This is a genomic window from Mesorhizobium sp. L2C084A000 (genome assembly GCF_000502875.1).
Classification (GTDB): domain Bacteria; phylum Pseudomonadota; class Alphaproteobacteria; order Rhizobiales; family Rhizobiaceae; genus Mesorhizobium.
In genome coordinates this window covers 351,382-374,209 of record NZ_AYWX01000001.1, presented here as the reverse complement: position 1 = coordinate 374,209, position 22,828 = coordinate 351,382, and the positions used below count along the sequence as shown (strand labels likewise).

Below are 22,828 nucleotides of genomic sequence, written 5' to 3'. Positions count from 1 at the left end.
ACGCATGCTGAAGCTCGAACATCAAACCCTGAATGACCGCGCCTATGGCGCGCTCAAGCAGGAGTTGATTTCAGGCGGCTTCAGCCCGGGGCAGACGCTGGTCATCCGCAAGCTCGCCGAAACGTTCGGCATCTCGACGACGCCAATCCGCGAGGCGCTGCAGCGGCTTGTCGCCGAGCGACTGCTCGAGATGCAGAACAACCGCTCGGTCATCGTGCCGTTGCTGTCCGCGCCCGCCTTCGAGGAACTGACGCGCATCCGTATCGCCGTCGAGGGACTGGCGGGCGAGATGGCGGCGACCAGGATGAGCGAAAGCGGACTGGCTGACATACAGGCGACGCTCGCCGGCATGCAGCGTGCCATCGAGGCCGGCGACGCCAGGGCCTATCTCTCGTTGAACGAGGCGTTCCACTTCGCCATCTACCAGCATGCCGGCGCGCCGATCCTGCTCAACATGATCCGCGACCTCTGGGGGCGGGTTGGGCCTTATCTCAAGCTGCTGATGCAGGCCGATCGCTACATCCCGCAGTCCAACGACGCGCATCGCAAGATCGTCGCCGCGCTGGAGCGGCGCAGCGGTCCCACTGTGCGGACTTTCATAGAAGAGGACATCGCCGTGGCGGCCGCCGTATTATCTGCAAACCTTGACGCTGCCAGGTAGCCGTCGGCCTAGCTCGTCCCGTCCAGCCGGTCGCGCAGCATGCTCCAGCCGAGCAGCATGTTGGGCGCATGCCGCAGCAAGGCATGGAACGGGATAGGCGCCGGTGGCGCGAAGGGCAGCGGCAGGTCGCGGGCCTCGGCTCCAGCGGCCCAGTCGGCCAGCACCTTGCCCATCGCTGTGGTCATGGCGATGCCGCGGCCGTTGCAGGCGCGTCCGGCGATCAGGCCCGGACCGAGGTCGATCAGGTGCGGCAGGAAATCCGGTTCGACCGCCGCCATTCCCGACCAGCTGTAGGCAAGCGGCGGGAGATCGGGCAGACCGAGATGCCGGCCAAGCCTTCGCCAGATCGTCTGCGGTACGCGCGTATCCGCACCGGCGCCAAGGATATGCATGCCGCCGCTGATCAGCCGGTTTTCGGCGTCGAAGCGGAATGTGAACAGATTGCGCCTGGTGTCGCCGACACCTTGCCCACCGGGTAACAGGCGCGCGCGGATTTCGGGCGGCAGCGGCGCCGTGGCGATTTGGAAAACCTTGAGCGGGAAATAGGTTCGCTGCAATGACGGGTTGAGGGACCAGCCATAGGCGTTGGTGGCGATCAGCACCTTTGCGGCGCGTACCGATCCCACCGGCGTTTTCAGCACCCAGCCATCGGCTATGCGATCAACCGAGGTGACGCGCGTCTGCTCGAAGATCTTCGCGCCGGCCTTCTCCGCCGCATCGGCGAGCCCGCGCGCATAGGCGACCGGATTGAGCACGCCGCCGCAACGATCCATCCAGCCACCGACATAACCTGGCACTCCCGTCAGGGCTTCGACATCCTGCCGATCCAATGTGACAGCCGGCCGGCCACGCTGTGCCCATTGCCCGGCACGTGACTTGACCTTCTCGAAGGCGGCAGGCGAATGCGCTGGCTGGATCCATCCGTTCTGCACGGCGTCGCAGTCGATGCCGTGCTGCCGGATCAGGCGGAAGACCAGGTCGGCGCTGCCGGCGGCGAAATCGATCAGCCTTTCGCCGCGCGACGGTCCGAGATGGGCCAGTATGTCGGCCGGGTCCATCTTGGCGAAGTTCGGCACGACAAATCCCGCATTCCTGCCGGTCGCGCCCCAGGCGATGAATTCGGCTTCGAGAACGGCGACGGAAAGGCCTTTCCCGGCGGCGTGCAGCGCGGTTGAAAGGCCGGAAAAGCCGCCGCCGACAATGGCCAGGTCGACATTGAGCCCACCTTGCAGCGCCGGCCGCTCGCGGCGGCTACCGCTGACGGCATGCCAGAGCGAAGCGCCTTGTGCCTCCTGCCGGATCACGGCATTCATGAGCCGGAACTGCTCTCGCCCGCAGCGATCTTCGCCCGCTTGCTGAAGCGGCGCCGCCGCGGCCTGTCGCCGAACAGGCCGTTCGGCCGGATCAGCAGGATGACGCAGAGCATGACGCCGATGGCGGCGATCTGCAGCGCGGCGGCGCGAGCCTGCTGTTCCGGCGGGAACAGGATGCTGGTCAGCGTGCCCGATCCGGCCCATATCGCCCACACCAGGATGCTGCCGATGACGGCGCCAAGATTACTGCCCGAGCCGCCGACGATCAGCATCACCCAGACCTGGAAGGTCAGGATCGGCAAATAATTGTCCGGCGCGATGAAGCCGGTGAAATGCGCCTGCAGCGCGCCGGCCAGCGCCATGATGGCGCCGCCGACGGCAAAGGCCTGGACGCGATAGAAACGCGCGCTCTTGCCCAGTGAAATCGCCGCCCGCTCATCCTCCCGTAGCGCTTTCAAAACCCGCCCCCATGGGCTGCGCGACAAATGCTCCAAGGCGAGATAGGCGATCAGCGTGACGACCGAGACCACGGCAAGGTTCGACAGGTTGAACAGCAGCGGCGTCTCGGCAAGGCTGCCGAACGGGCGCGGGATGAAGCCGATGCCGAACGGGCCGCCCGTCAGCTTCTGCGCATTGAGCGCGACCAGTTGCACCACCACGGCGACGCCGAAGGTGGTGATCGCCAGATAGTCGGATCGCAACCGCAGCGTCGCCATGCCGGTAAGCGCTGCGGCGATGCCGCCGACGACCATGGCGCCGAGCCAGCCGACAAGGATCGGCAGGCCGAAGCCGCCGAGCCGCGCAGCATCGTCCGGCGTCGTCAGCAGCGCGGATGTGTAGGCACCGATGGCAACGAAGCCGGCGAGGCCGACATTGAACAGCCCGGTCAGGCCCCACTGCAAATTGAGCCCCAGCGTGACCAGCGAGAAGATCAGCGCGGTGGTCAGGAAGAAGGCGCCGTAGCCGAGCAGGTCCATCAGCGTTCCCTCACACCAAACAGGCCGATCGGCCGCACGAACAGCACCGCCATCAGGATGATGAAGGAGACGGCGGCGCGCCATTCGGCGCCGATCAATTGCACGGCACCGGCTTCGGCGAGCCCGATGATCAGGCCGCCGAGCACAGCGCCGGGGATGCTGCCGATGCCGCCGAGAATGGCGGCGGCGAACATCGGCAACAGCATGTCGAAGCCCATGAACGGGCGGATCTGCACCAGAATGCCGATCATCACTCCGGCGACGCAGGCGAGCGCCCCGCCGATGACCCAGGTGACGCGCACCACGCTGGCGACGTCGATGCCGACGATGCGGGCCAGTGCCGCGTTCTGGCTCAGGGCCTGCATCGAGCGGCCGGTCTGCGTGCGCGTCATCAACAGATGCACGCCGAGCACCAGCACGGCGGTCAACAGCAAAAGCGCGATCTGATCGGGTGTAATACGGATGCCGAAGCCGACCGGCATGGCGATCTGGATCGCCCGGCTGAAATAGGTCGGCCGCGAGGTGAAGGTGAATTCGAGCAGGCTTCTCAGCGCCATCGAGGCGCCGAAGCTCGCCATCACCACGATGATGGCCTGGCCTTGCGAGCGCAGCCGCGCGAACAGAACCTTGTCGAGCAGCAGTGCCAGCAAAGCGGTGAATGCCATGCCGATGACCAGTGCGACAATCAGCGGCCAGCCGAAGGATAGCGGCGCGATCGGTGCCACCTTGCCGACTGTCGCGCCGATGGCGCTGACGACGGCCAGCGTCGCATAGGTGCCCCAGGCCATGAAGTCGCCATGGGCAAAGTTCGAGAAGCGCAGGATCGAATAGGTGAGCGTCACGCCGATGGCGCCAAGGCCGATCATCGAACCCGTCAGCAGCCCGTCGACGACAAATTGCAGGCTCATGCCGCACCTCCTGTGTCGGCGCTACGGGGGCGTTGGCCAAGATAGAGTTCGGCAACCACCGGATCGTTCCACAGTTCGGAGGCGACGCCCTCGTGTCGGTCCTTGCCCTCGACCAGCACATAGGCGCGGTCGCCGATGGCGAGCGCTGCCTTGGCATTCTGCTCGACCAGCAGGATGGTGACGCCGGACTTGCGGATACCGGCCAGCATCTCGAACACCATCGAGACGAATTTAGGCGACAGGCCGGCCGACGGCTCGTCGAGCACCAGCACCTTGGGATGGACGATCAGTGCCCGTGCGACGGCCAGCATCTGCCGCTGTCCGCCCGACAAATTGCCGGCGGCGGTCCGCCGCTGGCGGACGAGGTCGGGGAAGGCCGAATACATTTCCTCGATGCGCGTAGGAATCTCGCGCCGCTCGAGGATGCCGCAGGCAACTCTGAGATTGTCCTCGACCGACATCAGCGGGAAGATGTTTTCGGTCTGCGGCACGAAGGCCAGTCCAAGCCGCACCATCGTGTGGGCAGGCGCGGCAGTGATGTCCTTGCCGTCCAGAAACACCGTGCCACCGGTGATCGGGACGAGGCCGGCGATGGCCTTGATGAAGCTTGACTTGCCGGCGCCGTTGGGGCCAAGGACGACGACGATCTCACTCTTTTTGACGGTGATCGAGGCGCCGCGCACGATCGGCACGCCGGGCTCGTAACCGGCTTCGAGGTCACGGACATCGAGGACGGTTTCGCTCATACCGCGCCTCCGAGATAGGCCTCGATGACACGCGGGTCGCGAGCGACCTCTTCGGCCGTGCCTTCGCTGAGCAGCTGGCCGCTCGCCATGACGAGGACGCGATGGCAGAGCCGCGTCACCATGTCGATATTGTGCTCGATCAGCAGGAAGGTGATGCCGCGCGCATTGATGTCGCGGATGCGGTCGATGATGACTTCGAGCAGCGTCGCGTTGACGCCGGCCGCCGGTTCGTCGAGCAGGATGATCGCCGGGTCGGCCATCATGACGCGGGCGAGTTCGAGCAGCTTGCGCTGGCCGCCGGAAAGCACACGCGCCGGCTCGTGCGCGAGGTGGGTGAGGGTGACCAGCTGCAGCAGTTCGAGCGCCTTTGCCCTGGCGGCTCTTTCCTGAGCAGCGACGCGCCATGGCGTGACGAAGTTGGCGAGCAGCTTTTCGCCGGTCTGGCCCTGTGCGGCCAGCATGATGTTTTCGATCAACGTCAGATTGGGCAGCGGGCGCGGGATCTGGAAGGTGCGGCCAAGGCCACGGCCGATGCGCAGATGCGCGGCTTCGCCCGAGACAGGCGTGCCGTTGACAAGGATCTCGCCGCTGGTTGGCAGGATGCTGCCGGCGAGCAGATCGAACATCGTTGTCTTGCCGGCGCCGTTGGGGCCGATCAGGCCGAGGATTTCTCCGGCCTTGACGTCAAACGAGACGTCGTTGACGGCGACAAGGCCGCCGAACCGCCTGACGACATTTCTTGCCGTCAGAACCGGCGCGCGGGTTTCCCGTTGCCGTTTGGTTGCCTCGCTCATCAAACCCTCTGGCCGAAGACGATCATTGCCGTCTCCTGATTATTGATTTGTGATCACACTTGCTTTGATCACGCTATTCGGCTTTAATTTCATCCGCAAGCCGAAAACCGGCCAAGAACGGAATTCCATGCAAAAGGCTGCCATCGAAAAGAACAACGAGGCGATCGCGGCCCAGCTTGCGCCGGTCGGCCGCGAGACCGTGCAGGACCGTGTCTATTCCGAACTGCGCCGCGCTTTGATCGGCGGCCTGTTCGAGCCGAGCCAGGTGCTGACCATCCGTGGCCTGGCCGATGCGCTGGTCACCTCGACCATGCCGGTGCGCGAGGCGCTCGGCCGGCTGATCACGGAAAAGGCGCTGGAGGCGCTGCCCAATCGTTCGGTGCGGGTGCCGCCGATCACACTGGAACGCCTCGACGATCTCCTGCGTGCCCGAATCCTGATCGAGGGCGAGGCGATCGCGCTGGCAGCCGCCCGCATGGGTCCGCGCCAGATCGCCACCATCGAGACCATTCTTGGCGAATGGGACGAGATGCGGGCGCTGAAACACAAGAAGGACGTCGATCGCGAAGTGACGCTCAACCAGAGCTTTCACTTCGAGATCTACCGCTCCTGCGGCTCGGCCGTGCTGATCCCGATGATCGAGAGCCTGTGGCTGCAATCGGGTCCCTGCATCCGTGTCGCCATCTACGCCTTCTCGGAAGCCGGCGAGGTCGACACCGCCCAGTATCACCGCCGCATCGTCACTGCGCTGGCCACGCAGGATGCGCAGTCGGCGCGCGAGTCGCTGGTCGCCGACATCAGCCGCCCCTTCACCTTCCTGCGTAGCAAGCTGCAGGCTGTCGCCGCGAAAGACCAGACATGACCGCCATCAGGATCACCGAGCCACGTTCGAAGCTTTCCGTCACCGCATTGTTGCTGTCCGAGAAGGCGCCGGAAAACGCTGCCTTCCTCTCGGCCTATCTCGGCACGCCACGCGTCGTCCCTGGTATCCATGCGATGTGGACAGGGCCTGAGATTTCCTGTCCAGTTCCCGCCGCCGCCCTCGAGGGCCAGGCCTATGCAAAACCGTTGCCGGCCGAGAACGCGACGCTGACGCCGCAGCCGGGCGACATCGTCCTGTCCTATGTGCCGCCACGCATGTGGGGCGGCAATCCCAATGCGATCTTCGACATCGGCCTCTATTACGGGCAGGGCGCGCGGCTGCTGTTTCCGATCGGCTGGCTGGCCGGCAGCGTGGTGGCGCAGGTACGCGTCGAAGAGCGCGATCAGTTCGCCGCCGCGTGCGGCGTCATCCGCCGCAACGGCGCCTGCGATGTCACCTTCAGCCTGGTGGAGGCTTGAAAATGGCCGACGACAGTTTCGAGCTGTTCGATCTTCGCGTCGAGGCGGTCATCCCGGAGGGCAAGCCGATCTATTGCGGCGCCAGGGCCGGTGACTATTTCGAGCTCAAGGGCGAGATGCTGTCGATGCCGGCGGGCCAGGGTTTTTCGATCTATTCGCTCGCCGCCGTCTTGCCGCTGCTGGCGGCCAAGCAGCGCCCGACCCACCCGAACGACTGGATGACATCGGACGCCGAGATCGCTTGTCCCGATCCCAATTGCGCCAGCCGGCTGCGGATCGTCAGGGTGGCCAAGCGACGGTTCAGCCACGCCGAGACCACAGCGGTGCCGCTGCCGAAGGAGGATGACCTGACATGACCGCTAAGACCTTCGAACTCGGCCCCGGCTACACCATCTCGCGCGTCATTCGCGGCGGCTGGCAGCTGGCCGGCGGCCACGGCGCCATCGACCGCAGCCAAGCGGTGGCCGATCTGATCGCCACTTTCGATGCCGGCATCTGGACCTATGATTGCGCCGACATCTACACCGGTGTCGAGGAACTCATCGGCGCCGCGCGCCTGCGGCTGGCCAGCGAGCGCGGCCTCGACGTTGCCGCCCGGATGAAGGTGCACACCAAGCTGGTGCCCGACCTCGAACGGCTGGCCACCATCAGCCGCGACTACATCAGGGGCATCGTCGACCAATCGCTGCGGCGGCTGAAGACCGAGCGGCTCGATCTCGTGCAGTTCCACTGGTGGGATTATGACCAGCCTCGCTATGTCGATGCGATGGGCTGGCTCAACGAGCTTCGGCTGGAAGGCAAGGTGCGCAATCTCGGCACCACCAATTTCGACACGCAGCGGCTCGCCGAAATCCTCGCCGCCGGCATCCCGCTGGTCAGCCAGCAACTGCAATATTCGGTGCTCGATCAGCGGCCGGGCAACAGCCTGGCGGCACTCGCAAAACAGAACGGCGTCAGCTTCCTCTGTTACGGCTCGGTTGCCGGCGGGTTTCTCAGCGACAAATGGCTCGGTGCGGCCGAGCCCGCCACGCCGCTCGAAAACCGCTCGCTGGTCAAATACAAGCTGATCATCGATGATTTCGGCGGCTGGGAGCTGTTCCAGCACCTGCTTCAAGCGTTGAAGACTGTTGGCGACCGCCACGGCGTCGACATCGCCACCATCGCCAGCGCCTGGGTGCTGGAACAGCCGCAAGTGGCGGCTGTCATCGTCGGTGCCCGCAACCAGGCGCACGCCATTGCCAATGCGAAAATCATGGACGTGGCGCTTGACGCCGAGGACCGGGCGCGGATTGCGGCCGTCATCGCGCAAGGCACGGGCCTGGAGGGCGACGTCTACACGCTGGAGCGCGACCGCCACGGACGCCACGGTTCGATCATGCACTACAACCTCAATGCGGGGAAGAAATGAGCGGCGAACCCTCCCTGTTTTCACGCGCCAGCGCCGAAATCATCGACCTGCACCGCTTCTTCGTCGACTGGTTCGTCGCCGCGCGCGCCAACACGGTGGACTTCGGCCGCTTCGAACGCGCCATGGGTAAAGACCTCAGCATGGTGGCGCCGGACGGGCAGGTCCTCGATCGCGAAGCGGTCGTCGACCATGTCCGCTCAAGCCGCGCCTCTTGCGACGACGGTTTTGCCATTTCGATCGAGGACATCCGGCCCGGCTGGCAGGACGCCGATACCATCGTCGTCCTTTATGTCGAAGCGCAGCTGCGCGCAGGCAAGCACAGCCGCCGCCAGTCGAGCGCCGTCTTCACCACCAGTTCATCGGCGCCCAATGGCGTCGAATGGCGACATCTGCATGAGACCTGGCTGCAGGTGCCGGAACGCTGAACAGGCTCCAGAATTCAAATACAGTCGAGTAACGAAAGGGGAACAACAATGACAAAGACGATACTCCAACTCACCACAGCACTGGCCCTCGTGACGATGGCGGGTGCCGCGCAAGCCGCAGATTGCAAGATCACCGTCGGCCTCGTCATGGAGCTGACCGGTCCGGCCGGCGAATATGGCCAGGCCGGCGCCAAGTCGGTCGAGATGGCCTTCCGCGACATCAACGACGCCGGCGGTGTGCGCGGCTGCGATCTCATCACCGACACGCGCGACAGCCAGAGCCAGGGCAACATCGCCGTCGACGCCGCCACCCAGTTGGTTCAGGTCAAGAAGGTGCCGGTCATCATCGGTGGCATCATCTCTTCGGTGTCGATCCCGATCCTGACCTCGGTCACGGCACCCGCCAAGATCGTCCAGGTCTCGCCGGCTTCGTCCTCGCCGACGCTGACCGCGCTCGGCCGCGACGGCAAGACCAACGGCATCTTCTTCCGCACCATCACCTCGGATGCGCTGCAGGGCGTCGCCGCCGCCAAATACGCCGTCGACAAGGGCTTCAAGAAGCTGTCGATCATCCATGTCAACAACGATTTCGGCGTCAACATGGTGGCCGAATTCTCACGCGCCTACAAAGCGCTCGGCGGCACCATCGTCTCCGACACGCCGTACAATGAAAAGCAGTCGAGCTATGCCTCGGAAGTCACAGCGGCGATGGCAGGCGAGCCGGACGGGCTCTATCTCGTCAGCACGCCGGTCGACGGCGCAACGGTCGCCCGTACCTGGATCTCGCAGGGCGGCGTGCAGAAATTCCTGCTCAATGACGGCATGAACAGCCCGGACTTCATCGAATCCGTCGGCGCCGATTATCTGAAGGAAGCCTACGGCACGTCGTCGGGCACCAGCCCGACCGCCTCGACGGAGTATTTCACCAAGAACTACAAGGAATTCTCCGGCATCGAACCGACCAATCCGGCGGCCGACCGTTCCTATGACGCCGGCGCGATTGTTGGCCTCGCCATCGCCATTGCCGGTTCGGAGGATCCGGCCAAGATCAAGGACGCGATGTACAAGGCGGTCGATCCGGCCGGCACGCCGATCTTTGCCGGCAAGGAAGAGTTCGCCAAGGCGCTTGGCCTGATCAAGGACGGCAAGCCGATCCGCTATGAAGGCGTCATCGGCCCGGTCGCCTTCGACAAATATGGCGACATCACCGGCCCGTTCCGGCTGTGGAAGATCGTCGACGGCAAGGTGGCGACGGACGGTGAAATGACCACCGACGATGTCAACGCCTTGCAAGCCAAGCTTCAGTAAGCATCATTCCGTTTTGTCCGGCATCGATTGTATCAGCATCGATGCCGGACCAAGACTATGGCTGCTTCATTGCTGCGCTCTTGCCCGGCACTCAAGTCCGTTCCGTCGCGACCTGTCTGGGGATGAGAAAACGGGCGGCGAGCACGCAGAGCAGCACGGTGAACATCAGGATCAGCGCCACCAGCGCATTGATGTCGGGTGAGAAGCCAAGCCGCATCATCGCCCACAGCCTGACCGGCAGCGTGCTCTGGGTACCTGTGACCAGGATCGTGATCATGGTCTCGTCGAACGACAGCGCGAAGGCCAGGATGGCGCCGCCGACCATGGCGCTCGACAGGTTCGGCAGGATAATGCGCCAGAACGTCTGCCAGCCCGTGGCACCGAGATCGTAGGACGCTTCGACCAGCGTGCGGCTCATCGACTGCAGCCGCATCAGCACCGTGCGGTAGACGATCGCCAGCACGAAAACCGTATGCCCGATGACGACCGTCAGCAGCGAGCGTTCGAGGCCGATTTCGCGGAAGAAGATCAGCAGCGCTAGGCCGCTGATGATCGGTGGCATCAGGAACGGCAGGAAGATGATGAACTGCAGCACCGAGCGTCCGGAACGGCGCCCATGATAATAGAGCGCCAGCAGCGTTCCGCTGACCACCGACAGGATGACGGTGCAGACGCCGACGATCAGCGTGGTGCGCAAGGCGACCAGTATGTCGTGGTTTTCAGCCAGCGCCACATAGGTCGACAGGGTCGGCGCCGACCAGTCGACGGAACCATGCGAAATGGTGAAGAACGACGACACGATCGGCACGAACAGCGGGCTGTAGAGCAGGACCGCAACCAGTGTCGTGATCGCGGCCAGAAAGATCGTGGACAGTCGGGGCAGGGCGCTCATACCGAAGTCCCCCGGTTGCGGCCAAAGCGTTCGCCGACGAGGATTGCGGCGATCACCACGACGGCCAGCGCCACCGACAGCGCCGCGCCGAACGGCCAGTTATAGGCCGTGCCGAACTGGCTGTAGAGGATGCGGCCGAAGGTGAAGCCGCTGATGCCGCCGACCATTTGCGGCGTCAGGAAATCGCCGATCGCCAGCACGAAGACGAAGCTCGCCGCCGAAGCGACGCCGGGCAGGCTGAGTGGCAAGGTGATGCGCAGGAAGGTCTGCAAGCCGCTTGCGCCGAGATCGTCGGAGGCGCGCAGCAGCACCTGCGGAATCCGCTCCAGCGACAGGAAGATCGGCAGGATGGCGAAGGGGATCAAGAGCAGCGTCAGCGTCAGCAGGATGGCGTTCATGTTGAACACGAAAAGCGTCGACGGTTCCTGCAGGATACCGAGCGCCACCAGTGCCTTGTTGAGGAAGCCGTTGAGGCCGAGGATGCTGCGGATCGCATAGATCTTGATGACGTAGCTCATCAGCAGCGGCACCAGCAGCAGCATCAGCAAGGCATAGCGCCAGCGCCCTTTCAGTGTCGTCAGGAAATAGGCGGCGGGATAGGCGAGCAGGATGCAGATGATGGCCACCGACACGCACAGCACGATGGTGTTCCAGAACACCGGCAGAAAGACTGGGTCGGTGAGGAACCTGACATAGTTGCCCAGGGATAACCCGTAGACGATGGTGCCCTGGTCGACACTGAAGAAGCTGTAGCCGAGGAAGATCGCCAGCGGCACCAGGACGAAGACCACCGGCAAGGCAAACGCCAGCACCGTGACCAGCAGCGACAGCCGTCTTTCCGCATGCTGTGTCGATCCGGCTTCGCTCATGCCAGCACCAGATGGCCTTCATGCGGCGCAAACGAAAGCGATACGGTCTCGCCGGATTTGAGCGCGCTGCCGTCGACGCGGCTCGGCACGCGCAGCCGCAAGCGTTGCGCAGCATTGTCTGGGCCTGCCGCGATGGTGGCGACGCTCGACGAGCCGGCAAAGGCCATGTCGGAGATCGTGCCGGAAAAACGGTTGTCGGTGTCCTTTGCGTCTGCAAGATGCAAGGCCTCGGGACGGAACGCAGCGTAGGCGCTGGCGCCATCCGCTGCGGCCTTCAAATGCGGCTGGTCACTGATCGAGCAGACCAGGCGGCCGAGCGTCGTTTCGATTGATCGCAGCTCGCCCTGGACGGCCCCAAGTTTTCCGGCCACCAGATTGTTCTCGCCGAAGAAACGCGCGACGAACTCGCAATTCGGCCTGTAGTAAAGGTCGTGCGGCGTGCCGAGCTGGCGGATATGACCGGCCTCCATGACGCAGATCCGATCGGCCATGCCGATGGCTTCTTCCTGGTCATGGGTGACGAACAGGAAGGTGGTCTTGATTTCGCGCTGGATGGATTTCAGGAAGATCTGCATCTGCCGGCGCAGTTCGAGGTCGAGTGCTGCGAGCGGCTCGTCGAGCAGGATCAGGCGCGGCTGGCAGATCAGAGCACGGGCGAGCGCGACGCGCTGGCGCTGGCCGCCGGAGAGCTGCGCGGGAAAGCGGCGGGCGAAACTGCCGAGCTGGACCAGGTCCAGCGCTTCCGCGACACGGCGCGCGATTTCCTTGCGCTGGATATGGCGAACCGAAAGCCCGTAGCCGACATTGCCGGAAACGGTCAGGTGCGGGAACAGCGCATAGTCCTGGAACACGGTGTTGAACGGCCGCCGGTTGATCGGCATGCGGCTGATGTCTTGCCCATCAAGGTGGATCTCGCCCGACGTCAGCGGCTCCAGCCCGCCGATCAGCCGCAGCACCGTGGTCTTGCCGGAGCCGGATGGTCCAAGAACGGTGAGGAACTCACCGTCCCGGATCGACAGGTCGATGTCGTGCAGCACGGGAACCGTGCCGTAGGATTTCGAGACGGACCGCAGCGTCAAGAGGTCGGTGTTCTGGTTCATGAAATACTCTCGCATACGCTTCGGCGGTCCAGAATTCCGGACCGCCTGGTCCTTCGAAGGCATGGTGCGGAAAGATCAGGGCGTCGCCTTGACCTCGTTCCACATGTCCGACCGCTTGAGCGGGTCCTCGACATTGTTGAGCCAGACCAGCGTGTCGTTGCCACCGGCGCTGCCGGTTTCCGTCACCGTGTTGCCGAAGCCGGTGCGCTCGGAAAGCTCGCCGCCGACCTTCTTGCTCAGCATGAAGTCGATCCATTTCTCGGCTGCCGCATTGTCACGGACACCCTTGGAAATGACCCAGTTGTCGAGCCAGGCGAGCGCGCCCTCGCTTGGGTTGACGTAGGCGACATGGGCGCCGATCTTCTGCAGCGCCTTGACCTGCTGCTGGCCGTAATTGGCCCAGATCAGGGCCACGTCATTGTTCTGGTAGATCTGCTGCGCCTCGTCGGCGGTGGTGTAGAAGCTCAGCACGTTGCGCTTGAGTTCGACCAGCTTGGCCTTGACCGCCGCCATCTGCTGTTCGTTGAGGTTGAACGGATCCTTGTAGCCGAGCGTCAGTGCGGTGAACGAGAAATTGTGCTCGCCATTGTCATAGGCCAGAACCTTGCCCTTGTAGGCCGGGTCCCACAGAACCGACATCGAGGTCGGCGCCGGCTTGACCTTGTCCGTATCGTAGATCAGGCCGATGGAGTCGAAGCAGAACGGAATGCCGTAGACCTTGCCGTCCTTGGTCACGCCGCTCACCGCGGTCAGGTCGCGGAAGCGCGGCAGCACTTCTTTCTGGTTGGCGAGCTTCGTGACGTCGATCGGCGACACCAGGTCGGCCTTGATGTAGCGCTGCAACTGGGCGGTGTTGACGGCGAAGACGTCGAAGTCCTGGCCTTCGCTTCCCTTTATCTTGGCCCAGATCTCGTCGTCGCTGCCGATGAAGACGACATCGACGCCGATGCCGGTCGCGGCGGTGAAGTCCTTGACCCAGTCGGCATCGGCGTAGCCGTCCCAGGCCAGTACCCGCAGGTTCGCGGCGAGCGCCGCCGATGTCATCAGGCCGATGCCGAGCCCGATTGTCGCTAGTCTTAGAAACGCTTTCTTCAGTCCCATTTTTAATCTCCCATTGTCGTTCTGGTGGACCGTAATTTTCGGGCCTGCGCCGTCACAGCTGGGTAACAGCGACCAGTCCCTCGTCCGGCACCGACACCATCCGGTTGCGCAGTGGCTTGCCGAATGTCTGTGCCTGGATTTCATACTCGTCGCCGGAAGCCGTCTTGACGCCGGAGGCGTAGCTCATCACCGCCGCGCCGAAGAAATAGGCATGCAGGTCGCCCGCCCTGCGGTGCATCGGGTAGCGGAAATGGAAGTGTTCGAGATTGGCGATCGAGTGCGACATGTGCGCTTCGCCCGACAGGAACTCTTGCTCCCAGATGACAGTGCCGTCGCGCAGGATGCGCGAATGGCCGCGCACTTCTTCGGGCAGGTCACCGATCAGCAGCTCGGGTCCGATGGAGCAGGAGCGAAGCTTGGAGTGGGCGAGGTAGAGGTAGTTCTCGCCCTCCGTCACATGGTCGGAATATTCGTTGCCGAGCGCATAGCCGATCCGATAGGGGCGGCCGTCCGGCCCGTTGAGATAGAGGCCGACGATCTCGGCCTCTTCGGCGCCGGCGCGCGCGAAGGCCGGCATCGGTAGCGGCGCGCCGGGCGGCACGACACAGGTGCCGACGCCCTTGAAGAACCATTCGGGCTGGATGCCGATCTGCCCGGCGGCAGGCTTGCCGCCTTCCAGGCCCATACGGAAAATCTTCAGCGAATCCGATTCCTCGGTGCCTTCGCCATGGGTCAGAACATGCATCTGGTTGCGCGCGGCGGCGCTTCCCGTGTGGGTCAGGCCGGTCCCGGTGACCAGGAAGCGCGCCGGTTCCGGATGGTCGACCGGAGCGAGCACCTGGCCATCGCGCAACAGTTGGTCGTAGTCGATTTTCGCTGTGCCCGTCTGCTTCTCGACCAGCGCTGCGATCGATATGCCCTGGGCGATCGCCGCTTCGGCGAGCTCCAGCACGCTGCCGGTCTTATCGAGAGGGTGCAGGTGATTGCCGTCGTCGGAGACGCGGCCGACCCGTCTGCTGCCGTCGGCCATTCTGAACTGAACAAGACGCATGAATACTAACCTTCTTCCCTTGGAGCCGTACGGGTCACACCCAGCCCGCATCGACGATGAACTGCTGGCTCGTGCACATGCGGCTGTCGTCTGCGGCGAGGAACAGCGCCATGCGCGCGATATCGGAGGGTTGCAGCCGGTCGGGCAGGCACTGCCTTTCCGCGATCTGGCTTTCGCCGGCCGGGTTCAGCCACAGCTGCATCTGGCGCTCTGTCATCACCCATCCCGGCACCATGCAGTTGACGCGGATGCGTTCGGGACCTAGTTCGCGAGCCAGCGCCCGGGTCATGCCGTAGACAGCCGCTTTCGCGGTGACATAGGCTGGGCAATCCGGATCGCCGACCATCCAGGTGATGGAGCCGAAATTGATGATCGAGCCGCCGCCCAGCGTGCTCATCTGCGGACGCACCGCCTGCGCCGCGAAGAACTGATGGCGCAAATTGACCGCCATGCGGTCGTCCCAGTAGGCAACCGTCACGTCCTTGGTCTGGTGGCGGTCGTCATTGCCGGCATTGTTGCACAGCGCCTGGATAGGGCCGTTGTGCTGCATCGCCTGAACGGTTGCCGCCTGCAACTCTTCGACGTTGCGCAGGTCGCAGGGAATGAACAGCGGCGCGGGATGTCCCTCGGCCGAGATCGCGTCGACCAGACGCCGGGAAGGCTCCTCGGCCATGTCGACGAAGGCGACGCGGCTGCCTTGCGCGCAGAAATGGCGCACTAGGCTTTCGCCGATGCCGCTGCCGCCACCAGTAATGAAGACGCTGCGGCCCTTGAGGCTTGGATAGATCGCATAGCCGATTTCATCCGTCATCGCGCGCCTCTCTAGTGCGAATGCCGAGGAATGCCGGCATCGCGCCGACCGACGAGAAAGTCGAAATCGCAGCCCTTGTCGGCCTGCAGCACGCGCTCGACATAAAGGCTCTGATAGCCGCCTTCCGGCGGTGCCGGCGGCTGCCAGTCACGCCGGCGGATCGCCAGCTCCTCATCCGACACCAAAAGCTCCAGCCGGCGGCCGGCGACATCGAGCTCGATGAGGTCGCCGTCGCGCACCAGAGCCAGCGCGCCACCTGCGGCTGCTTCCGGCGCCACATGCAGAACCACGGTGCCGTAGGCGGTGCCGCTCATGCGCGCGTCCGAAATGCGCACCATGTCGGAGATGCCTTGCTTCAGCAGTTTCGCCGGCAGCGGCATGTTGCCGACTTCGGCCATTCCGGGATAACCGCGCGGTCCGCAGTTCTTCAGCACCATCACCGAGGAGGCGTCGATGTCCAGCTCCGGATCGTCGATGCGGGCGTAGTAGTGCTCGATGTTCTCGAACACCACCGCCTTGCCGCGATGCTGCATCAGTTCAGGCGTTGCCGCGGACGGTTTGATGACCGCCCCGTCGGGCGCCAGATTGCCGCGCAGGATCGAGATGCCGCCTTCCTTGGTCAGCGGCTGGCTCAGCGGCCGGATCACCTCACTGTTGTAGTTGGGCGCGCCGTCGATCAATTCACCGATTGTCTTGGCGCTGACGGTCATGGCGTCGCGATGAAGAAGCCCCACTTCATCAAGCGACGCCATGACCGCAGCTAGCCCCCCGGCGTAGTAGAAATCTTCCATCAGGAACCGGCCCGACGGCATCAAATCGACAATAGTTGGAATGTCCCGGCCAAGGCGGTCCCAGTCATCGAGGCTGAGATCGACACCGATCCGGTTGGCGATGGCGATCAGATGCAGCACCGCATTGGTCGAGCCACCGATCGCGCCGTTGACTCGAATGGCGAGAATGCTTCCCGGGTGAGGATCTGCGCGATCGTCACGTCTCTGCGGACCAGATCGACGATCTGGCGTCCCGCCATCTGGGCGAGCACGCCACGGCGCGAATCCACCGCGGGGATTGCGGCATTGTCCGGCATGCCTATGCCGAGCGCCTCCACCATGCTGGCCATGGTCGAAGCCGTTCCCATCGTCATGCAGCTGCCCGCCGACCGGCTTTGGCCCTGCTCGGCGGCGAGGAAATCGGAGACCGGCATCCGGCCGGCCTTCACTTCCTCGGCGAATTTCCAGACATGGGTGCCCGAGCCGATATCCTGTCCGCGGAACTTGCCGTTGAGCATCGGCCCGCCGGAAACAGCGATGGTCGGCAGGTTGCACGACGCAGCGCCCATCAAGAGTGCCGGCGTGGTCTTGTCGCAGCCGACCAGCAGGATGACGCCGTCGATCGGATTGCTGCGGATGGACTCTTCGACATCCATGCTGACCAGATTGCGAAACAGCATGGCGGTGGGGCGCATGTTGCTCTCGCCGAGCGACATCACAGGGAATTCGAGCGGCAGGCCGCCCGCTTCATAGACGCCGCGTTTGACGTGATCGGCCAGCGCCCGCAGATGGGCATTGCATGGGGTCAGTTCCGACCAGGTGTTGCAGATGCCGATCACCGGGCGGCCATCGAAAGCGTCGGCGGGGATGCCCTGGTTCTTCATCCAACTGCGGTGCATGAAGGCGTTCTTGCCCTCACCGCCGAACCAGGCCTCGGACCGCAGCTTGCGTTTGGTGTCGGTCACGATGTCTGTTCCCGATCCTGGCGGCGCTTGTTGCGGCTTTCGACGCTGCGGCGCACGTCTTCCTCGGCATTGTCGATGAGCACCAGCAGCGCGTTTTGCGCACCAGTGGCGTCGCCGGATGCGATCTTTTCGGCCACTTCCCGATGCAGCGGCAAAGAATGACGCTGCCCGTCCGGATTGTCGTTGGAGAGGCGAAAGCTCATCACCAATGCGGTTTCGACCAGTGCCGCCAGCGAGCCGATCAGCTCATTGCCGGTCATGCGCAGGATGGTCTGATGGAACAAAAGATCGGGCTTGGCGAAGCGGTCGCCGTCGTCAACCACCGCTTCCATTTCGGCCAGCGCGGCATTGATCTCGGCAATCTGCGCCGGCGTGGCGCGTTGCGCGGCAAGTGCGGCCGACATCGGCTCGATGGCTCGGCGCAGCTCGAACAGCGCCCGGACATCGTCGGCGCTGACGCCGCCTGCGTAGCGCCATGACAGGACGTCCGGGTCGAGGAAATTCCAGTCGGCACGGGGACGCACCCTTGTGCCGGTCTTCGGCCGCGATTCGACCAGTCCCTTGCCGGCCAGCACCTTGATCGCCTCGCGCAGCACCGTGCGGCTGACCCCCAGCATCTCGCTGGAATCGTCGGCATTGGGCAGTGCCTCGCCGGGCAGGAAATCGCCTTGCACGATGCGCAATCCGATCTGCTCGACGACAGTCGCATGCAGCGCCGTCGAGCCGCTGGAGACCGCGACCGCAACCCTCGACGTGCGCGCCGTGCTGAAAGATTTCTTATTCTTCATACTATTCATATGATATGTCTTATCGGCATTGCGACTGGAGTCAAGGGAGGGGGAATGCCGGTGACAAAGAATTCCGCTGCCGTTGCCGAGCGGCATCAAGAGCTGCTCTCGATCAGCGATGGCATTGCGACTGTAGAGATTGCCCCGGCCGCCGGCGGCGCGCTGGCGTCGTATCGCTGGCGGCAAAACGGATCCGTCGTGGATTGGCTGCGTCCTGCGGATCAGGCGGCGATCGACAGCCGCGATGCCGGCGCCATGGCCTGCTTCCCGCTGGTTCCCTATTCCAATCGCATAAGGGGCGGGCGCTTCGCATTCGCGGGCCGCACCGTCGAACTGCCGACCAGCCCGGAAGATCCGCATCATGAGCATGGCCATGGCTGGCGTCGGCCATGGACAGTCGTCCGGCACGAAGCCAGCACCACCCTCCTATCTTATCGCCATGCCGCCGATTCCTGGCCGTGGAGCTATGAGGCAAGGCAAGCGATCTCGCTGGTCGATGGCGGGCTGATCATTGCCCTTTCGCTGCGCAATCTCTCGGACATGCCGATGCCGGCAGGCTTCGGCCTCCATCCCTATTTCCCGTCGACACCGTGGACACATGTCCAGGCGCAGGTATCCGGCATGTGGGAGACCGATGCGGAAATCCTGCCCACCCGGCACGTCCTGCCGCCCGCTGGCTCCAATCCTACCACCGGCTTCGACGTGTCGGAGACGGACTTCGACACGGTCTTCACCGGATGGACGCGCCGTGCCCGGATCTCCTGGCCGGAGCGTGGGCGGCAACTGGACATCGAGGCCGAGGCGCCGCTCGATTTCCTCGTCCTCTACACGCCGCCCGGCGAGCCATTCTTTTGCGCCGAGCCGGTCAGCAACATCACCGACGCCTTCAACCGCACGGGTGAAGCAGGCATCGACACCGGTTGCATCGTGCTGGCGCCTGGGCAGATGCGATCCGCAAGCGTTCGCTTCACGCCTTCGCAGGCGGCCTGATCGCCAATCTGAGCCGCATCAACTGCTTTGCTTTGCTGCTTCGCGGATGGTCTGCAGCAGGATGGAGAAGGCCGGCGAGGGCGCCGTGTCGGTGCGCATGGTCAGACCGACCGGTCCCTTGGTTTCCTCGGTGTTGACCGGCAAGGCGACGAAGGCGCCGCTGCCGAGTTCGTTGGCAACGACGCCAGCCGAAATGATCCAGACGGCATTGCTCTGCCGCAGGAAGGCTCGGCCGAAGGAGTCCGAGACGGTTTCGATCTCGGTTGCCGGCGCCGTCATGCCGTTGGTGATGAACAGGCGGTCGACGAAGGGGCGGATGACCGATTCCCGCGTCGGCATCAGCATCGGGAATTCGTCGAGCCGTGCGAACACATCCTGTCCTGGATCGAGCAGCGGATGTCCCGCCCGCACCACGAACAGCACCGGTTCGGAATAGAGGTGCTCGAAGAAGAAGCCGGTCATGTTCTCCGGCGCCGCCAGCCGTCCGACGACGAGATCCAGTGCGCCGGTTCGCAACTGTTCGAGCAGCACCGCATTCTCGCCGGTGACGATCTTGATCGCCGCACCGGCGCTCTCCTTGAGGAACAAGGTCATGGCGAGCGGCATCACCCGCGCCGAGACCGTCGGCAGCGCGCCGATGCGGATCGGGTGCCGGTTGACCGCTCCGTCCTGCCGGACGGAATCGACGCCTTGCTTGAGCGCCGTGATCGCCGTGCCGGCATGGCGAAGGAAGATTTCGCCGATGCGCGTCAGTCGGATGCCGCGGCCGTCGCGCTCCACCACCGCCACCCCCAGCGCCTCTTCCAGTTCGCGCAATGTCTTGGTCACCGCCGGCGGGCTGACATGCAGCAAGTCGGCCGCTCGCGCCACGCTTCCTTGCCGCGCAACTTCCAGGAATGCCTGCAGGTGACGGAACCGGATGCGGCTATGGGACATGGATTGATAACCCATGAGTTAATGAAACGACGCAAAATATCATTTTACCGAACCAAACGCCTTGTGCAATGTGGAGGCGGAGGACCAAAACCGTGCCATTCGTCACCATCGGCGGCATCACGCTGCACCATCGCCACACCAAGGCGGCCGGCAATGCACGCCCGATCATATTCATCAATTCGCTGGGCACCGACTTCCGGGTCTGGGACGAAATTGTCTCGGCGCTCGATGGTGAAATGCCGCTGCTGGTCTATGACAAGCGCGGCCATGGGCTGTCCGATATCGGCGACATCAGATCGATCGACGATCATGTCGACGATCTCTCGGCGCTCGTCGATCATTTCGGGTTGAGCAAGGTCGTGCTGTGCGGCCTGTCGGTCGGCGGCCTGATCGCACAAGGCTTCTATCGCCGGCGCCCAGAAATGGTCGAAGGCCTGATCCTTTGCGACACGGCCCACAAGATCGGCACGACAGACAGCTGGAACACACGCATCGCGACGGTCGAAAGCAAGGGCATCCAGGCCGTTGCGGATGGCGTGCTCAAAGTGTGGTTCACCCCCGCCTTCCACGCGGCGCGTCTGGCCGAGCTGGACGGTTATTGGAACATGATGACCAGGCAAGCGCTTGCCGGTTACGTCGGGACTTGCATGGCCGTTCGCGATGCGGATTTCACCGATGCCGCACGCCACATAGCGGTGCCGACGCTCTGCGTCGCCGGCGATCAGGATGGCTCGACGCCTCCCGATCTTGTCCGCTCCCTGGCCGAGCTGATCCCCGGCGCGCGCTTCGAAATCATCCGCGACGCCGGGCACATTCCTTGCGTCGAACAGCCAGAGGCGCTGGTCGCCCTGATCCGCGATTTTATCGCATCGCTTGCCCCTGGAGCCGAAACCCATGGATGAAGTCCCCGGCAACGAAGCCAGATATCGCACCGGCCTCGCGGTGCGGCGCTCCGTGCTTGGCGACCGGCATGTCGACCGGGCCGAGGTCGCCGCCACCGATTTCGACCAGCCTTTCCAGGAACTGATCACCGAGGCCGCCTGGGGTACCGTGTGGGCGCGGCCGGGCTTCACCAAGCGCGAGCGTTCGATCGTCACGCTGGCGCTGCTCGCCGCACTCGGCCATGATGAGGAGGTCGCCATGCATGTGCGCGCCACCGTCAACACCGGTGCTTCGCGCGACGACGTCTGCGAGGCGTTCCTGCATGTCGCCATCTATGCCGGCGTGCCGGCCGCCAACCGTGCCTTCAGAATAGCCAAGGACGTGTTTTCGGAAATGGACGGAGCCAGGAATGCCCGCTGAGTCCGGCTCGACGAGGCCCGAGACCGGCGCCTTCTTCCGGCGCGATCGGACCTGGCATCCGCCGGCTCTGACGCCGAATTATAAGACCTCGATGCTGCGCTCGCCGCAAAAAGCCCCCCTCGTCTTCGACAACACGCTGTCGGAGATTGCAGGCCCCGTTTTCGGCCACGCAATATTGGGCGAACTTGACGCCGACCTGATCCACAATTTCGCCAGGCCCGGCGAGAGCGCGCTCGGCGAGCGGATTATCGTCCATGGCCGAGTGCTCGACGAGCGAGGCGTTGGCGTGCCCGGCGCGCTGCTCGAATTCTGGCAGGCCAATGCCGGCGGCCGCTATCGCCACAAGAAGGATGGCTATCTGGCGCCGCTCGACCCGAATTTTGGCGGCTGCGGCCGAGCCCTCACCACCGAGGACGGCGGCTATGCGTTTCGCACCGTCAAGCCTGGACCCTATCCCTGGCCGAATGGGCCGAACGACTGGCGCCCCTCGCACATTCATTTCTCGGTGTTCGGCCACGGCTTTGCCCAGCGGCTGATCACGCAGATGTATTTCGAGGGCGACCCGCTGATCTGGCAGTGCCCGATCGCGCGCGGCATTCCCGACAAGGCAGCCGTTGAGACGCTGATCGCCGCGCTCGACATGCAAGCGACGATCCCCTTCGACGCGCGCGCCTACAAGTTCGACATCGTGCTGCGCGGGCGCCGCGCGTCGCTGTTCGAAAACAGGCTGGAGGGCAATTGATGGCCCAGTCGCTCGACCGGCTCAGGGAAAGCCCTTCGCAGACCGCCGGACCCTACGTTCATATCGGGCTGACACCCAATTTCTGCGGCATCGGCGGCGTCTATCCCAGTGATCTCGGCGCCACCATGGTCAACGACAAGACCAAGGGCGAGCGCATCGGCCTGCGCATCCGGGTGCTCGATGGCACCGGCACGCCGCTCAAGGACGCGCTGATCGAGATCTGGCAAGCGGATGCGGATGGGCTCTACAATTCGCCGGCCGAACTGCGTGGTGCTGCCGATCCGAATTTCTTCGGCTGGGGCCGTTGCCCGACCGATATGGACACCGGCCTCTGCACGTTCGAGACGGTCAAGCCTGGCCGCGTCCCGTTCAACGATGGTCGCCTGATGGCGCCGCATATCACGCTCTGGATCGTCGCCCGCGGCATCAATCTCGGCCTGCACACAAGGCTGTATTTTTCCGACGAGGAAAAGGCCAATGCCGGGGATGCGATCCTGGCACGCATCGAGCACCGCGTCCGCGTGCCGACGCTAATCGCCGAGCGCAAGGGCGATACCTACATCTTCGATGTCCATCTCCAGGGGGAGAAGGAAACGGTCTTCTTCGATAGCTGATGCTCAGGAGGCCTGT

25 protein-coding genes and 1 pseudogene are annotated in these 22,828 nt (G+C 64.1%); 12 read left to right on the top strand and 14 right to left on the bottom strand.

The window, feature by feature from the left end:
• The first annotated feature begins 4 nt into the window (after positions 1-4).
• Complete coding sequence (locus tag X735_RS163770; protein WP_023808828.1) at positions 5-661, top strand: GntR family transcriptional regulator; 657 nt, start codon at positions 5-7, stop codon at positions 659-661.
• Between the two features lie 8 nt (positions 662-669).
• On the opposite strand, the gene X735_RS163775 is transcribed toward X735_RS163770, so the two are convergent.
• Genes X735_RS163775 through X735_RS163795 form a run of 5 tightly spaced genes read right to left on the bottom strand, consistent with a single transcriptional unit; the run spans position 670 to position 5,399 of the window.
• Complete coding sequence (locus X735_RS163775) at positions 670-1,974, bottom strand: FAD-dependent oxidoreductase (protein ID WP_023808827.1); 1,305 nt, start codon at positions 1,972-1,974, stop codon at positions 670-672.
• Positions 1,971-2,954, bottom strand: a complete 984-nt coding sequence (locus X735_RS163780) for a branched-chain amino acid ABC transporter permease (RefSeq protein WP_023808826.1) — start codon at positions 2,952-2,954, stop codon at positions 1,971-1,973. The genes X735_RS163775 and X735_RS163780 overlap by 4 nt, the downstream gene beginning before the upstream one ends.
• Positions 2,951-3,859: a branched-chain amino acid ABC transporter permease gene (locus tag X735_RS163785; RefSeq protein WP_023808825.1), complete on the bottom strand. Its 909-nt coding sequence runs from the start codon at positions 3,857-3,859 to the stop codon at positions 2,951-2,953. The genes X735_RS163780 and X735_RS163785 overlap by 4 nt, the downstream gene beginning before the upstream one ends.
• Positions 3,856-4,605, bottom strand: a complete 750-nt coding sequence (locus tag X735_RS163790) for an ABC transporter ATP-binding protein (protein WP_023808824.1) — start codon at positions 4,603-4,605, stop codon at positions 3,856-3,858. The genes X735_RS163785 and X735_RS163790 overlap by 4 nt, the downstream gene beginning before the upstream one ends.
• Positions 4,602-5,399 carry an ABC transporter ATP-binding protein gene (locus tag X735_RS163795; protein ID WP_023808823.1) on the bottom strand — a complete coding sequence of 266 codons (798 nt, stop codon included), beginning with the start codon at positions 5,397-5,399 and terminating at the stop codon, positions 4,602-4,604. The genes X735_RS163790 and X735_RS163795 overlap by 4 nt, the downstream gene beginning before the upstream one ends.
• 127 nt (positions 5,400-5,526) lie before the next feature.
• Between X735_RS163795 and X735_RS163800 the strand changes: the two genes are divergently transcribed.
• Genes X735_RS163800 through X735_RS163825 form a run of 6 tightly spaced genes read left to right on the top strand, consistent with a single transcriptional unit; the run spans position 5,527 to position 9,881 of the window.
• Positions 5,527-6,261, top strand: coding sequence for a GntR family transcriptional regulator (locus X735_RS163800; protein WP_023808822.1), 735 nt, complete (start codon positions 5,527-5,529; stop codon positions 6,259-6,261).
• Entirely contained in the window at positions 6,258-6,740 is a 483-nt protein-coding gene (locus X735_RS163805) for a DUF3830 family protein (RefSeq protein WP_023808821.1), read from the top strand. Before X735_RS163800 ends, X735_RS163805 begins: the two co-directional genes overlap by 4 nt.
• 2 nt (positions 6,741-6,742) lie before the next feature.
• On the top strand, positions 6,743-7,096 hold the full coding sequence (locus tag X735_RS163810; protein ID WP_023808820.1) for a TIGR04076 family protein: 354 nt from the start codon (positions 6,743-6,745) through the stop codon (positions 7,094-7,096).
• Positions 7,093-8,148: an aldo/keto reductase gene (locus tag X735_RS163815; RefSeq protein WP_023808819.1), complete on the top strand. Its 1,056-nt coding sequence runs from the start codon at positions 7,093-7,095 to the stop codon at positions 8,146-8,148. Before X735_RS163810 ends, X735_RS163815 begins: the two co-directional genes overlap by 4 nt.
• The gene (locus X735_RS163820) at positions 8,145-8,573 is read left to right on the top strand and encodes a DUF4440 domain-containing protein (RefSeq protein WP_023808818.1); all 429 of its coding nucleotides are present in this window, start codon (positions 8,145-8,147) and stop codon (positions 8,571-8,573) included. The genes X735_RS163815 and X735_RS163820 overlap by 4 nt, the downstream gene beginning before the upstream one ends.
• A 48-nt stretch (positions 8,574-8,621) precedes the next feature.
• Positions 8,622-9,881, top strand: a complete 1,260-nt coding sequence (locus tag X735_RS163825) for an ABC transporter substrate-binding protein (protein WP_023808817.1) — start codon at positions 8,622-8,624, stop codon at positions 9,879-9,881.
• Positions 9,882-9,972: 91 nt separating this feature from the next.
• Here X735_RS163825 and X735_RS163830 read toward each other — a convergent pair whose 3' ends face one another.
• From X735_RS163830 to X735_RS163860, 8 genes and pseudogenes are all read right to left on the bottom strand, one after another.
• Positions 9,973-10,773, bottom strand: coding sequence for an ABC transporter permease (locus X735_RS163830; RefSeq protein WP_023808816.1), 801 nt, complete (start codon positions 10,771-10,773; stop codon positions 9,973-9,975).
• Positions 10,770-11,642, bottom strand: a complete 873-nt coding sequence (locus X735_RS163835; protein WP_023808815.1) for an ABC transporter permease — start codon at positions 11,640-11,642, stop codon at positions 10,770-10,772. Before X735_RS163835 ends, X735_RS163830 begins: the two co-directional genes overlap by 4 nt.
• The gene (locus tag X735_RS163840) at positions 11,639-12,742 is read right to left on the bottom strand and encodes an ABC transporter ATP-binding protein (RefSeq protein ID WP_023808814.1); all 1,104 of its coding nucleotides are present in this window, start codon (positions 12,740-12,742) and stop codon (positions 11,639-11,641) included. Before X735_RS163840 ends, X735_RS163835 begins: the two co-directional genes overlap by 4 nt.
• A 75-nt stretch (positions 12,743-12,817) precedes the next feature.
• Positions 12,818-13,843 carry an ABC transporter substrate-binding protein gene (locus X735_RS163845; RefSeq protein ID WP_023808813.1) on the bottom strand — a complete coding sequence of 342 codons (1,026 nt, stop codon included), beginning with the start codon at positions 13,841-13,843 and terminating at the stop codon, positions 12,818-12,820.
• Between the two features lie 52 nt (positions 13,844-13,895).
• Complete coding sequence (gene araD1, locus X735_RS163850; RefSeq protein ID WP_023808812.1) at positions 13,896-14,894, bottom strand: AraD1 family protein; 999 nt, start codon at positions 14,892-14,894, stop codon at positions 13,896-13,898.
• 34 nt (positions 14,895-14,928) lie between these two features.
• Positions 14,929-15,705: an SDR family oxidoreductase gene (locus X735_RS163855; RefSeq protein ID WP_023808811.1), complete on the bottom strand. Its 777-nt coding sequence runs from the start codon at positions 15,703-15,705 to the stop codon at positions 14,929-14,931.
• Positions 15,706-15,716: 11 nt separating this feature from the next.
• Positions 15,717-17,440 (bottom strand): annotated as a pseudogene (locus X735_RS01000000165480) (IlvD/Edd family dehydratase).
• The gene (locus X735_RS163860; protein ID WP_031212276.1) at positions 17,437-18,228 is read right to left on the bottom strand and encodes a FadR/GntR family transcriptional regulator; all 792 of its coding nucleotides are present in this window, start codon (positions 18,226-18,228) and stop codon (positions 17,437-17,439) included. Before X735_RS163860 ends, X735_RS01000000165480 begins: the two are co-directional and overlap by 4 nt.
• Positions 18,229-18,288: 60 nt before the next feature.
• Here X735_RS163860 and X735_RS163865 point away from each other — a divergent pair, with 60 nt between their 5' ends.
• The gene (locus X735_RS163865; protein WP_023808809.1) at positions 18,289-19,218 is read left to right on the top strand and encodes an aldose 1-epimerase; all 930 of its coding nucleotides are present in this window, start codon (positions 18,289-18,291) and stop codon (positions 19,216-19,218) included.
• Between the two features lie 18 nt (positions 19,219-19,236).
• Here the strand turns inward: X735_RS163865 and pcaQ are convergent, their stop codons facing one another.
• Positions 19,237-20,154 (bottom strand): pca operon transcription factor PcaQ, encoded by a 918-nt coding sequence (gene pcaQ, locus X735_RS163870; RefSeq protein WP_023808808.1) that lies wholly within the window; start codon positions 20,152-20,154, stop codon positions 19,237-19,239.
• A 92-nt stretch (positions 20,155-20,246) separates the two neighbouring features.
• On the opposite strand from pcaQ, the gene pcaD reads away from it, so the two are divergent.
• The 4 genes from pcaD to pcaG are packed head-to-tail and all read left to right on the top strand — an operon-like array spanning position 20,247 to position 22,812.
• Positions 20,247-21,056 (top strand): 3-oxoadipate enol-lactonase, encoded by an 810-nt coding sequence (pcaD, locus tag X735_RS163875; protein WP_023808807.1) that lies wholly within the window; start codon positions 20,247-20,249, stop codon positions 21,054-21,056.
• Complete coding sequence (gene pcaC, locus X735_RS163880; protein WP_023808806.1) at positions 21,049-21,456, top strand: 4-carboxymuconolactone decarboxylase; 408 nt, start codon at positions 21,049-21,051, stop codon at positions 21,454-21,456. Before pcaD ends, pcaC begins: the two co-directional genes overlap by 8 nt.
• The gene (pcaH, locus tag X735_RS163885; protein WP_023808805.1) at positions 21,446-22,198 is read left to right on the top strand and encodes a protocatechuate 3,4-dioxygenase subunit beta; all 753 of its coding nucleotides are present in this window, start codon (positions 21,446-21,448) and stop codon (positions 22,196-22,198) included. Before pcaC ends, pcaH begins: the two co-directional genes overlap by 11 nt.
• Positions 22,198-22,812: a protocatechuate 3,4-dioxygenase subunit alpha gene (gene pcaG / locus X735_RS163890; RefSeq protein ID WP_023808804.1), complete on the top strand. Its 615-nt coding sequence runs from the start codon at positions 22,198-22,200 to the stop codon at positions 22,810-22,812. Before pcaH ends, pcaG begins: the two co-directional genes overlap by 1 nt.
• Positions 22,813-22,828: the final 16 nt, after the last annotated feature.